At 54.4% G+C, this 12,117-nt stretch carries 10 protein-coding genes; 7 read left to right on the top strand and 3 right to left on the bottom strand.

Going from position 1 to position 12,117, the window contains the following annotated elements:
- The first annotated feature begins 8 nt into the window (after positions 1-8).
- From ligA to N685_RS0103550, 3 genes are all read left to right on the top strand, one after another.
- On the top strand, positions 9-2,021 hold the full coding sequence (gene ligA, locus N685_RS0103560) for an NAD-dependent DNA ligase LigA (protein ID WP_031405942.1): 2,013 nt from the start codon (positions 9-11) through the stop codon (positions 2,019-2,021).
- Positions 2,018-3,241 carry a CamS family sex pheromone protein gene (locus N685_RS0103555; RefSeq protein ID WP_031405940.1) on the top strand — a complete coding sequence of 408 codons (1,224 nt, stop codon included), beginning with the start codon at positions 2,018-2,020 and terminating at the stop codon, positions 3,239-3,241. Before ligA ends, N685_RS0103555 begins: the two co-directional genes overlap by 4 nt.
- 180 nt (positions 3,242-3,421) lie before the next feature.
- Positions 3,422-3,985: an LOG family protein gene (locus N685_RS0103550; RefSeq protein ID WP_031405937.1), complete on the top strand. Its 564-nt coding sequence runs from the start codon at positions 3,422-3,424 to the stop codon at positions 3,983-3,985.
- Between the two features lie 35 nt (positions 3,986-4,020).
- Here the strand turns inward: N685_RS0103550 and N685_RS0103545 are convergent, their stop codons facing one another.
- From N685_RS0103545 to N685_RS0103535, 3 genes are all read right to left on the bottom strand, one after another.
- Entirely contained in the window at positions 4,021-5,496 is a 1,476-nt protein-coding gene (locus N685_RS0103545) for a flavin monoamine oxidase family protein (protein WP_084177462.1), read from the bottom strand.
- A 96-nt stretch (positions 5,497-5,592) separates the two neighbouring features.
- Positions 5,593-6,366, bottom strand: a complete 774-nt coding sequence (locus N685_RS0103540; protein WP_031405933.1) for a VOC family protein — start codon at positions 6,364-6,366, stop codon at positions 5,593-5,595.
- Positions 6,350-6,925: a hypothetical protein gene (locus tag N685_RS0103535; protein WP_051870792.1), complete on the bottom strand. Its 576-nt coding sequence runs from the start codon at positions 6,923-6,925 to the stop codon at positions 6,350-6,352. Before N685_RS0103535 ends, N685_RS0103540 begins: the two co-directional genes overlap by 17 nt.
- Positions 6,926-7,084: 159 nt before the next feature.
- On the opposite strand from N685_RS0103535, the gene gatC reads away from it, so the two are divergent.
- The 4 genes from gatC to N685_RS0103515 all read left to right on the top strand — a co-directional run bounded on the left by gatC (position 7,085) and on the right by N685_RS0103515 (position 11,779).
- Complete coding sequence (gene gatC, locus N685_RS0103530; RefSeq protein WP_031405929.1) at positions 7,085-7,375, top strand: Asp-tRNA(Asn)/Glu-tRNA(Gln) amidotransferase subunit GatC; 291 nt, start codon at positions 7,085-7,087, stop codon at positions 7,373-7,375.
- A 12-nt stretch (positions 7,376-7,387) separates the two neighbouring features.
- Positions 7,388-8,845 carry an Asp-tRNA(Asn)/Glu-tRNA(Gln) amidotransferase subunit GatA gene (gene gatA / locus N685_RS0103525; RefSeq protein ID WP_031405927.1) on the top strand — a complete coding sequence of 486 codons (1,458 nt, stop codon included), beginning with the start codon at positions 7,388-7,390 and terminating at the stop codon, positions 8,843-8,845.
- 13 nt (positions 8,846-8,858) lie between these two features.
- Complete coding sequence (gatB, locus tag N685_RS0103520) at positions 8,859-10,289, top strand: Asp-tRNA(Asn)/Glu-tRNA(Gln) amidotransferase subunit GatB (RefSeq protein WP_031405925.1); 1,431 nt, start codon at positions 8,859-8,861, stop codon at positions 10,287-10,289.
- A 185-nt stretch (positions 10,290-10,474) separates the two neighbouring features.
- Positions 10,475-11,779, top strand: a complete 1,305-nt coding sequence (locus N685_RS0103515; protein WP_031405923.1) for a homocysteine synthase — start codon at positions 10,475-10,477, stop codon at positions 11,777-11,779.
- Positions 11,780-12,117: the final 338 nt, after the last annotated feature.

Raw genomic sequence — 12,117 nt, 5'->3', positions numbered from 1 at the left:
GTGAACGTATGGACCGCCAACAAGCCGAACGGCGCGCGGCCGAGCTGCGCGAACTGCTCAACCGCTATGGCTATGAATATTATGTGCTCGACCGGCCGTCCGTCCCGGACGCCGAGTATGACCGGCTCATGCAAGAGTTGATGGCCATCGAGGAACAGTATCCGGAATTGAAAACGAGCGACTCGCCGACCCAGCGCATCGGCGGCCCGCCGCTTGAGGCGTTTCGCAAAGTGACGCACATTGTTCCCATGATGAGTCTGGCAAACGCGTTTGACGAAGGGGATTTGCGCGATTTCGACCGCCGCGTCCGCCAAGAAGTCGGCGAAGCTGCGTACGTGTGCGAATTGAAAATCGACGGCCTCGCCGTTTCCGTCCGCTATGAAGACGGCTATTTCGTTCAAGGAGCGACGCGCGGCGACGGAACGACCGGCGAGGACATTACGGAAAATTTGAAAACGATCCGCTCGCTGCCGCTTCGGCTGAGGGAGCCGGTGTCGCTTGAGGCGCGCGGCGAGGCGTTCATGCCGAAAGCGTCGTTCCTGCGCTTGAATGAGGAGCGGAAAGCCCGAGGCGAGGAGCTGTTTGCCAACCCGCGCAACGCTGCGGCCGGCTCGCTTCGCCAGCTCGACCCGAAAGTGGCGGCGTCGCGCCAGCTCGATTTGTTCGTTTACGGATTGGCTAATGCCGAAGAGCTTGGCATTGAGTCGCACAGTGAGGCGCTCGACTATTTGCAGGTGCTTGGGTTTAAAGTGAATCCCGAGCGGCGGCGCTGCGCCAACATCGATGAGGTGCTCGCTTTTATTAACGATTGGCACGAAAAACGGCCGCAGCTGCCGTACGAGATCGACGGCATCGTCATTAAAGTCGACTCGTTCGCCCAACAGCGGGAGCTTGGTGCAACGGCCAAAAGCCCGCGCTGGGCCATCGCTTACAAATTTCCAGCTGAGGAAGTGGTGACGACGCTGATCGGCATTGAAGTGAACGTCGGCCGCACCGGCGTTGTCACTCCGACGGCGATCCTCGAACCAGTGCGCGTCGCCGGAACGACCGTGCAGCGCGCCACTCTTCATAATGAAGATTTTATCCGCGAAAAAGACATCCGCATCGGCGATGCGGTCATTATCAAAAAAGCAGGCGACATCATTCCGGAAGTGGTCGGCGTCGTCGTCGACCGGCGCGACGGGGACGAAACGCCGTTTGTCATGCCGACGCATTGTCCGGAATGTCAAAGTGAGCTCGTCCGCCTAGAGGGGGAAGTGGCGCTCCGTTGCTTAAACCCGAAATGTCCGGCCCAGCTGCGCGAACGGCTCATCCATTTTGCCTCAAGGGCAGCCATGAACATTGAAGGGTTGGGCGAAAAAGTCGTCACCCAACTGTTTAACGCTGGTCTCGTCCACGACGTCGCCGATTTGTATCGGCTGACGAAAGAACAGCTCATCGGTTTGGAACGGATGGGCGAAAAGTCGGCAGCCAACCTGCTCGCGGCAATTGAAGCGTCAAAGCAAAACTCGCTCGAGCGGCTGCTGTTCGGCCTTGGCATCCGCTACGTCGGAGCGAAAGCTGCTCAACTTTTGGCCGAGCATTTTGAAACGATGGAACGGCTGGAGAGAGCGACGAAAGAGGAATTGATGGCCGTGCCGGAAATCGGCGAGAAAATGGCGGACTCGATCATCGCCTTCTTTTCCCAGCCAGAAGCGGCCGAACTGTTGAATGAGTTGCGGCTTTACGGCGTCAACATGGCATACAAAGGGTCGAAGCGGGCGGCTGAGGCGCCTGCTGACTCCCCCTTCGCCGGCAAAACGGTCGTTTTGACCGGAAAGCTTATGTCTATGTCGCGCAATGAGGCGAAAGAACAAATCGAGCGGCTGGGCGGACGCGTTACTGGCAGCGTCAGCCGCAGCACCGACATCGTCATCGCCGGCGAAGATGCTGGGTCGAAGTTGGAGAAAGCCCAACAGCTTGGCATTGACATTTGGGACGAAACGCGATTTTTGCAAGAGATCAACAGGGGGAAACGATGAAACAGACGTTACGACTTCGCACCACAGTTGCCTATCGTTGGACAAACCGAATCCGAAAGCCACTGGTCGTCATCGGGATCGCCTCTGTTTGTTTGCTGTCCGCGTGTGCGCCGAAGTTTAATGAAGGCGAGGAAGTCGTGCAAGACAAAGGCAACAAACAGCAAGAAGCCGTCATCCCGAAATACAACATTTCCGACTCGTATTATCGCGTCATCTTGCCGTTCAAACCGTCCGGTGCGCGCGGCGAGGTCGTCAATGATTTAAACACGCGCCTTGATGTCGACGAGTTTGAGACGGGGCTTATGCGCCTTGCCACCGAGCAGTTTCCGACGGATGAGTACTTGTTTCAAGAGGGGCAATATTTGGACAGCGAAACGGTCAAAAAATGGCTTGCCCGCAAGCGGACGGCCAGCCAGCTGAAAGCGGAGAAAATGAAGCCGGAAGACAACCTCGGCTTAAACCCGCCGATTGGCGACAAGGGAACGAATGAGCAAAAAAACAAACAAAGCCCGATTTATTTGGCGAGCATTTTGGAACATGATTATTTGGTCAAAGTCGACAACGACAAAGTGAAGCTCGGCGGCGTCGCCATCGGTTTGGCATTAAACTCCTTCCACTATTACTCGACCGAGCAAGGCTATCCGCGCGAGGTCAAAATCAAAGACGATGTCATCGAACGGGAAGGAAAGCGGATCGCCGCCGAGGTGCTGAAGCGGCTGCGGAGCATGAAAGGGCTCGGCAACGTGCCCATCATGATCGCCCTGTACAAACAAGCGCCCCGCTCATCTGTCGTTCCAGGCCACTTTTTCGCCGTCGCCCATATCGATGGAGGGGACAGCACGATCAATGATTGGGAGACGGTGAACGAGGAATATTATTTATTCCCATCCGATGAGGCGGAAGAAAATCATCGCGACGACTGGCTGAAATTCAACAATTTTAAATCCGATGTGGAAGATTTCTTCCCCAACTACACGGGTGTCGTCGGCAAAGGATTGTACGTCAACGACCAACTTCAGAAGTTAACGATTAACATTACGATGCCGTTTTACGGCAAAGCGGAAGTGATCGGCTTTACACAATACGTGACCGGTCTTGTGATGGAAAAATTTCCGGACTACATCACGGTCAACGTCTACATCGCCTCCGCCGGCCAGCCGGAAAGCCTCATCGTGCGCCAGGCGAAAGCAGACGAGCCGTTTGTGCATATTTATCAATGACAACACAACGTGCCGCATCCTCTCTGGCCGAGCCAGAGGGGATGTGTTTTTTGCGATGTTGCGGTTCGAAAAGGCTGGTGAAAACGGAATCGCTGGCAGCCTGTCGGCGTGATTTGCCGAATGGGAGACAGACTGGTAAAATAATGAAGACTTAGATGCGAGTAAAGGTGTGTCACGATCATGAAAGCCATTTGTGTGTTTTGCGGATCAAGTTATGGACGAAGCATGAAATATAAGGAAGCGGCCCAAGAGCTCGGAACGTTTTTAGCCCAAAGCGGCATGACAATCATTTACGGCGGCGGGATGCGGGGCTTGATGGGAGAGGTTGCTGAGGCGGCGCTGCGCCATCAAGGGCGCGTGGTCGGGATCATTCCGCAATTTTTGAAAGACCGGGAAGTGGCGCATAACCGGTTGAGCGAACTGTTGGTCGTTGATACGATGCACACCCGCAAGGCGAAAATGTACGAGGCGGCCGACGGGTTTATCGCCATGCCAGGGGGCTATGGAACATACGAAGAGCTGTTTGAAGTGCTCTCGTGGTCGCGCGTCGGCCTCCATCAAAAGCCGATCGGCCTGCTCAATGTGGACGGGTTTTTCGACCCGCTCCTTGACTTGCTTCGGCATACGGTCGAAAACGGATTTGCCGCGCCGGAAGATCTCGATCTGATTGTCAGCGCTGAGGATGTTTCGACGCTGTATGAGCGGATGAAGACGTTCCGCCATCATCACTGTTCTGGAACATGAAGGAGCGGTTGACCGCTCCGCCGGTAGAGATGCTGCTAAGCTGGCGAGTTGTTCACTTCATACGCGGCGCAGATGCCGGATTCAATCGCTCCCTGAATCCATCCGTGGTGGGTGGACGCATGTTCGCCGGCAAAATGGACCCTTCCTTCGGGGAGAGCGATGTACGGCGACAGCTCCGTCACTTGGTTCGGCTTCATCATCGTGAAGGCGCCGCCCGAGTACGGATAGCGCACCCAACTATGGCTTGTTCCGGTTTCAAATTCACGGTACACCTGTTCGCCATGGATGACGGCTAAGTTTTTTAACGTATATTCAAGCCGCTCTTCATCGCTTAAGCTGTCCCACGGGATCGTGTCGTCTTCCCACGTATAGCTGGCCAATACGACGCCAGGTCCTGCCGTGCCGATGCCTTGGCTTGGATATTGGGTGTATCGAATCGGCAGATCCGACACGGTTTTTCCTCCGAACATCCCTTCTTTTTCCCAAAACCGTGTTTTAAACTGGATGCCAGTTTTCGTTGAACCGGCATAATGAAGTTCACGAATGGCCTTCCATTTGTTTTCGGAAAACGAATGGCGCGGTTCGATGTCGACAAACTGCAAAATGGAAAACGGGATGGTGACGATCACCCGATCGGCGGTGATTTGAAGCGGCTGAAGAATTTTTGTATGGGTCGCATGGACGGTGACGCTGTTTTCGTGCTGGATTATTTTTTGCACTTTATGACTAAAGAGAATCTCGTCCTTCAGTTGCGGCAAAAAAGCTTTGGGAAGCCGATCGTTGCCTCCGGCGATTTCATAAAAGCGAATATTCGGCGTAAACAGCACCATGAGTTCACGCAACATCTCAAGAAACGAAAGTTCGGGGAATCCTTCTAATGAAAGAACGGCTTTGATCATATCGATGGCTCCCACGGACAACGGTAGGCCGAATGGGTTGTAGCGCAAATAGGCGTCCAGCGAGTAGCGGTCGAGCCGTTCGATGACAATCGGCCAATGTTGTTCTGGGTTTTGTTCAATGAATTGAATGACCGGACGAATGGCCATTTGCAACAGTTCGGAAGCGGTTTTGCCCCGTTCGTGGGGGGCGACGGGAAAGCCGAAGAGGTCGGGATGCCGCTCGTATTCGCTCAGGCGCGCTTTGACGCCGCGAAAATATAAAATGTCGCGCGGAGTGCTGTTGATAAACGGGTGGAGCGGCAAGTTGAATTTTTTGATATATTCCAATGTCAATTGATGGGTGTGCGGGATGCGCATCGCGCCCGCCTCGAGATACTGGTCGTCGCGGAAGTCGGAGCGGAGCGTGTAGATTCGGCCGCCGACCCGCTCGGATGCTTCAAGAATCGTGATGCGATGGCCGGCTTGCTTCAGCAATGACGCCGCGACAAGCCCGGCCATGCCGGCGCCGATAATGACGATCTTTTTCGGAGCGGATGGTTTCTTTAATCCGTGTCGAATGATCGAGATCATCGTCTCCATCGGCAGCCTCGGAGAAACATACGGATGCGCCACGTGTCCATCCTCCTTTGCCATGGGGTAGCTCCCCGGGTGGAGCTGCGGTTATTCCATCCTATTCAGCGGCAAAGGAGGATATGTGGGGGAGAGCGGTCACAATTCGGAAAAGATATACGTCCCTCCGGCTAACTGAAGGCGGCGCTGCAGCTTGCTGCCGACGATGCGGCAGGCAAACGGCCTTGTCGACGAGGGTTCATCCGCTTGGTAAAAGCGGAGGCTGACGCCGCCAACCGTGAGTTCGGCATAGGTCCCCGCCTCATCGCGCCCCACATTCGCTGCCGGCAAATCAAACAGCCGACGGTAGCTGTTGACGGCGCGGTCGAGGCTACGCACATAAACGCTGACGGACGACAACGACGGCGCCCCATTTGCATGGCGCATGAGCGGCGCCAGCTCGTTCATCCGCACGTCATCGCGCTCGTCCCACTGGATGAAAAACGGGTAGCGGAACGCGCCGTCTGTATCGTCGTTGATAAACAGCAGCGACCATGTCAGCCGCTTGCCGTCATCGCGCTGGCGGCTGCCAGGGAGCGGGCCGATCGGAGTGAATCCCTTGTTTTTGAGCTGTGCAGCCAGCTGTTGGATATCGTTCGTTCGAAAGGCAAACTGGGAGAAGCCATTCCCCTCTTGACGGTCAGCGACAAGTTGGGCAATAAGCGGATTTTGGCAGGTGTTCGCTGTCTGCTCATCGGCGATGCCGATCCATTCGATGTAGCTTAGCGGCGCGAAATAGCATAACGCGTTATACGTTCCCCATGCCTCATGGCGGCCGCCGTGGATGGCCGTAAACCCTAACTGTTCAAACGAGCCTTTCGCCTGTTCCGGGCGCTCGGTGAGGTGGACGAGATGGTCAAACGCGATGTTCATGGCGGCGAACTCCTTCTGTATTGGGAATAGATGAGCGGAACAGCATTTCTTTAAGCTTGTAGATGATGCGTTCGTTATCGACGGTGCGGTGGGCGATAAAATTCAAGTCCAGCTTGATGTCTTCGATTTGGGCAGTCAATTGCTCATAGCGGGAATCCATTTTCTGTTCGAGGCGGTCCACCGTTTGTTTCAATGAGGCAAATTCTTGGTGAAGATGGCGAACATCGGCGGCGAGAGCTTCTAGTTTGGCGTGTGTTTCGTCTTGGCGGTGGAGAAGAGCGGCCACGATGCCGTTTAATTCCTTTTGCCCGGCGCGAAGCGAATCTTGTTCTTGGCGCAGACGCTGCTGTTCCAGACGGATTTCCTGCTGCTCTTTTCGGATTTCTTGTTGTTCTTTTCGGATTTCTTGCTGTTCTTTTCGAATTTCTTCTTGTTCCTGACGAATGGCGATTTGTTCACGCTCGAGCCGCTCTTGCCCTTCAACAAGCAGTCGGAGTGTGCCATCCATCGCGTTCAAGCGGTCGAGCACTTGAGCGAGCAGCGCTTCACTCATCGTCATCATCCCCCCTTTTTTCATACGTTATGGCCATTATAGTACATATGTTCGAATTCGTCAATGGACAACAAAGGAAATGTTAGCCGGAATGTTGCTTTATTTCCTTTTATTTTGGTATCATCATAGTATTGTGAAAGGTCGACCATGTCGGAGGTGAACACGATGTCGCGAATTTCGCTCGAACAAGTGAAGCATGTCGCCGACTTGGCGCGGTTGGCGATTACCGAAGAAGAGGCGGAGATGTTTACGAAACAGCTCGACGCGATCATTACGTTTGCCGAGCAGTTGAATGAATTGGATACCGAAAACGTGCCGCCGACTTCGCACGTGCTTGATATGCGAAACGTGATGCGCGAGGACATTCCAGAACCGGGGCTGCCGCGCGAGGAAGTGTTGAAAAACGCGCCGGACCAGCAAGACGGCCAGTTCCGCGTGCCCGCTATTTTAGAGTAAGGAGGGGGATTTATGTCGCTCTTTGACCATACGGTGTCGGAATTACATACGCTGCTGCAGAAAAAAGAAGTATCGGTTTCCGACTTAGTGGAGGAATCGTATCGCCGCATCGGCGAAGTGGAAGAGAAAGTGCAGGCGTTTTTAACGCTGAACGAAGAGCAAGCGCGGGCGAAAGCGAAAGAGCTTGATGACAAGTTGGCGAAAGGCGAGGAGACCCACCCGCTGTTCGGCTTGCCGATCGGCATTAAAGACAACATTGTCACCAAAGGGTTGCGCACGACATGCGCCAGCAAAATTTTATACAACTTTGACCCGATTTACGATGCGACCGTCATGGAGCGGTTGAACGCCGCCGGTGCGATTACGATCGGGAAGCTGAACATGGACGAGTTCGCCATGGGCTCGTCAACGGAAAACTCCGGCTTTCAGCTGACGCGCAACCCGTGGGATTTAGAGCGCGTGCCGGGCGGTTCCAGCGGCGGTTCGGCGGCGGCGGTGGCGGCAGGCGAAGTGCCGTTTGCGCTCGGCTCGGATACGGGCGGTTCGATCCGCCAGCCCGCGGCGTTTTGCGGGGTTGTCGGATTGAAGCCGACGTACGGCCGCGTGTCGCGTTTCGGGCTCGTCGCGTTCGCGTCATCGCTCGACCAAATCGGCCCGATTACGCGCACGGTGGAAGATAACGCCTACTTGCTGCAAGTGATTTCTGGCGTTGACCCGATGGATTCGACGTCAGCGAACATCCCCGTGCCCAACTATGTCGAAGCGTTGACGGGCGATATCAAAGGCTTGAAAATCGCTGTGCCGAAAGAATATTTGGGCGAAGGCGTCGACGAAGGCGTGCGCCAGTCGGTGCTTGCCGCGCTCAACGTGCTCGAGAAGCTCGGAGCGACATGGGAAGAAGTGTCGCTGCCGCATTCAAAATACGCCTTGGCGACGTACTATTTGCTTGCTTCGTCGGAAGCATCGGCCAACCTTGCCCGTTTTGATGGCGTTCGCTACGGATATCGGACCGACAACGCGAAAAACTTGATCGATATGTACAAATTGACGCGGAGCGAAGGGTTCGGCAACGAGGTCAAGCGCCGCATCATGCTCGGGACGTTTGCCTTAAGCTCAGGTTATTACGATGCGTATTACAAAAAAGCGCAAAAAGTGCGGACGTTGATCAAGCGCGACTTCGAAAACGTTTTTGAGCAATACGACGTCATCATCGGTCCGACCACGCCGACGCCGGCGTTTAAAATCGGCGAGAAAACGAGCGATCCGCTGACCATGTATATGAACGATATTTTGACAATTCCGGTCAACCTTGCCGGCGTGCCGGCGATTTCCGTGCCGTGCGGCTTTGTCGACGGATTGCCAGTCGGCTTGCAAATCATCGGCAAGCACTTTGATGAAAGCACGGTCTATCGCGTCGCTCACGCCTTTGAACAAGCGACCGACTACCATAAGCAAAAACCGGTGTTGTAAGGGGGGATCGACGATGAATTTTGAAACGGTGATCGGACTTGAGGTCCACGTCGAGCTGAAAACGAAATCGAAAATTTTCTCCAGCAGCCCGAACGCCTTCGGGGCGCCCCCGAATACGCAAACGAACGTCATCGACTTAGGGTATCCGGGCGTGCTGCCGGTTTTGAACCGGCAAGCGGTCGAATTTGCGATGAAGGCGGCGATGGCGCTCAACTGCGAAATCGCGACTGAGACGAAATTTGACCGCAAAAACTACTTTTATCCGGACAACCCGAAAGCGTACCAAATTTCGCAATACGACCAGCCGCTCGGCAAAAACGGCTGGATTGAAATCGAAGTGAACGGGAAAAAGAAAAAAATCGGCATCACCCGCATTCACCTTGAAGAAGACGCCGGCAAATTGACGCACACGGGCGACGGCTACTCGCTTGTCGACTTTAACCGCCAAGGGACGCCGCTCATTGAGATCGTCTCGGAGCCGGACATCCGCTCGCCGGAAGAAGCGTATGCGTATTTGGAAAAATTAAAGGCGATCATCCAATACACCGGCGTCTCCGACTGCAAAATGGAAGAAGGGTCGCTCCGCTGCGATGCGAACATCTCGCTCCGCCCGATCGGGTCGGACCAATTCGGCACGAAAACCGAATTGAAAAACTTAAACTCGTTCAACTTCGTCCGCATGGGGCTCGAGTACGAGGCGAAACGGCAGGAGAAAATTTTGCTCTCCGGCGGCGTCATCCGCCAAGAAACGCGGCGGTTTGACGAAGCGACGAAAACAACCGTGCTCATGCGCGTCAAAGAAGGATCGGAAGACTACCGCTACTTCCCAGAGCCGGACTTGGTCATGCTCTATATTGACGACGAATGGAAAGAACGCGTCCGCGCCTCGATTCCGGAGCTCCCGGATGCCCGCCGAAAGCGGTATGTCGAAGAATGGGGCTTGCCGGAATACGACGCCAAAGTGCTCACCTTGACGAAAGAAATGGCCGACTTCTTTGAAGCGACGGTCGCCAACGGCGCCGACCCGAAACTGGCGTCCAACTGGCTCATGGTCGAAGTATCCGGTTACTTAAACGCCGAGCAAAAAGAGCTCCATGACATCGCCTTGACGCCGGAAAGCTTGGCTGGAATGATCAAGCTGATCCAAAACGGCACGATTTCGTCGAAAATCGCCAAAAAAGTGTTCAAAGAGCTCGTCGAACACGGCGGCGACCCAGAGAAAATCGTCAAAGAGAAAGGGCTCGTGCAAATTTCCGACGAAGGAGCGCTGCGCAAAATCGTACTCGAAGTGCTCGACGCCAACCCGCAATCGGTGGAAGACTTCAAAAACGGCAAAGACCGCGCGCTTGGCTTCCTCGTCGGCCAAGTGATGAAAGCAACGAAAGGACAAGCCAACCCGCCGCTTGTCAACAAGCTGCTCATCGAGGAAATCAACAAGAGGTAACTCATCGGACAAGCCTGCGATTCGCAGGCTTGTTTCGTTCATTGATTTTTTAGACTTTTAAAAAAACACGATTGACATCCCCCGATGGGAATGGTAGATTTTTATATAAAACCAACTGAATTAGTTGGATATCAACACCAAGAGGAGCGGGAGAGGAAGAAACCAAACCGAGGGGGAGGAAAACGATGAGCAATGAACGCACATTCCGCCCGGAGACGCTCGCCATCCACGCCGGGCAAAAACCGGATGGGGAAACGGGCGCGCGGGCCGTGCCGATTTACCAGACGAGTTCGTATGTCTTCCGCGACAGTGAGCACGCGGCCAACTTGTTTGGGCTGAAAGAGGAAGGGTTTATTTATACGCGCATTATGAACCCGACGAACGATGTGCTGGAAAAGCGGATCGCAGCGCTAGAAGGCGGCGTCGGGGCGCTCGCGCTCTCATCGGGGCAGGCGGCGGTGTTTTATTCGATCATCAACATCGCCTCAGCGGGCGATGAAATCGTGTCGTCTTCGTCCATTTACGGCGGCACGTACAACTTGTTCGCCCATACGCTGCGCAAGTTTGGCATTACGGTGAAGTTTGTCGATCCGTCCGATCCGGAAAACTTCGAAAAAGCCATTACTGACAAAACGAAAGCAGTGTTTGCCGAAACGATCGGCAACCCGAAAAACGATGTGCTCGACATCGAAGCGGTCGCCGACATCGCCCATCGCCACGCCATTCCGCTCATTGTCGACAACACGGTCGCCAGCCCGTACTTGCTGCGGCCGATTGAATTCGGCGCTGATATCGTCGTCCATTCAGCGACGAAGTTTATCGGCGGCCACGGCAATTCGATCGGCGGCGTGATTGTGGACAGCGGCAAGTTTGACTGGAAAGGAAGCGGCAAGTTTCCAGAGTTCACCGAACCTGACCCAAGCTACCACGGGCTGGTGTATGTCGATGCCGTCGGCGAAGCAGCGTACATCACGAAAGCGCGCATCCAGCTGTTGCGCGACTTAGGGGCGGCGCTGTCGCCGTTTAATGCGTTTTTGCTGTTGCAAGGGTTGGAGACGCTTCACTTGCGGATGCAGCGCCATAGCGAAAACGCCCTCGCCGTTGCGAAGTTTTTGGAAGCGGAAGAGGCTGTCGAATCGGTCAGCTATCCAGGGCTTCCAAGCCATCCGTCGCATGAGCTGGCGAAAAAGTATTTGCCAAACGGGCAAGGAGCGATCGTCACATTTGAAATCAAAGGCGGCGTCGAAGCCGGGAAAACATTGATCGACTCGGTCAAGCTGTTCTCGCACTTGGCCAACATCGGCGATTCGAAATCGCTCATCATCCACCCGGCCAGCACGACGCACGAGCAGCTGAGCCCGGACGAACAGCTGTCCGCCGGCGTCACCCCGGGCCTTGTCCGCCTGTCCGTCGGCACCGAAGCGATCGACGACATTTTGGACGACTTGCGTCAAGCCATTCGCCAGAGTCAGGGGGTGGCTGCGAGATAACGAATAGTAGGCAAGCATTTAAAGGCTGGTCCGAAATTGAGGCCAGCCGAATTTTTTATTTTTTTCTCTCACTACTTGTTTTTTGTATTATATGTTATAATACAGTTAAGTTAGCTGTGGCGCATTCCGCTGACATAGACCATGGTCTGACCAAAGAGCCGGAAAGAAAGGAGGTTCGGATGCTTGCGCAAGCTAACGTGTCTCCAGCGGCATTAGAAAAGACTTAGAATTAGGTTTTATACTGTTTTTCAAGAAACAAGTTTTTTCACAGATGGCTCGCTCATAGAAGAGAAGATTAGTGAAAAACGGCTATTTTTCGTTGATCAGTGAATGGATGC

It is taken from the genome of Geobacillus vulcani PSS1, from assembly GCF_000733845.1.
Lineage (GTDB): Bacteria > Bacillota > Bacilli > Bacillales > Anoxybacillaceae > Geobacillus > Geobacillus vulcani.
This window is presented reverse-complemented; position numbering and strand designations above follow the sequence as displayed.

Bases quoted from the DNA above. Each gene is read 5' to 3' on its own strand.
- ligA (WP_031405942.1), top strand. From the start codon at position 9: ATGGACCGCCAACAAGCCGAACGGCGCGCGGCCGAGCTGCGCGAACTG.
- N685_RS0103555 (WP_031405940.1), top strand. From the start codon at position 2,018: ATGAAACAGACGTTACGACTTCGCACCACAGTTGCCTATCGTTGGACA.
- N685_RS0103550 (WP_031405937.1), top strand. From the start codon at position 3,422: ATGAAAGCCATTTGTGTGTTTTGCGGATCAAGTTATGGACGAAGCATG.
- N685_RS0103540 (WP_031405933.1), bottom strand. From the start codon at position 6,366: ATGAACATCGCGTTTGACCATCTCGTCCACCTCACCGAGCGCCCGGAA.
- N685_RS0103535 (WP_051870792.1), bottom strand. From the start codon at position 6,925: ATGACGATGAGTGAAGCGCTGCTCGCTCAAGTGCTCGACCGCTTGAAC.
- gatC (WP_031405929.1), top strand. From the start codon at position 7,085: ATGTCGCGAATTTCGCTCGAACAAGTGAAGCATGTCGCCGACTTGGCG.
- gatA (WP_031405927.1), top strand. From the start codon at position 7,388: ATGTCGCTCTTTGACCATACGGTGTCGGAATTACATACGCTGCTGCAG.
- gatB (WP_031405925.1), top strand. From the start codon at position 8,859: ATGAATTTTGAAACGGTGATCGGACTTGAGGTCCACGTCGAGCTGAAA.
- N685_RS0103515 (WP_031405923.1), top strand. From the start codon at position 10,475: ATGAGCAATGAACGCACATTCCGCCCGGAGACGCTCGCCATCCACGCC.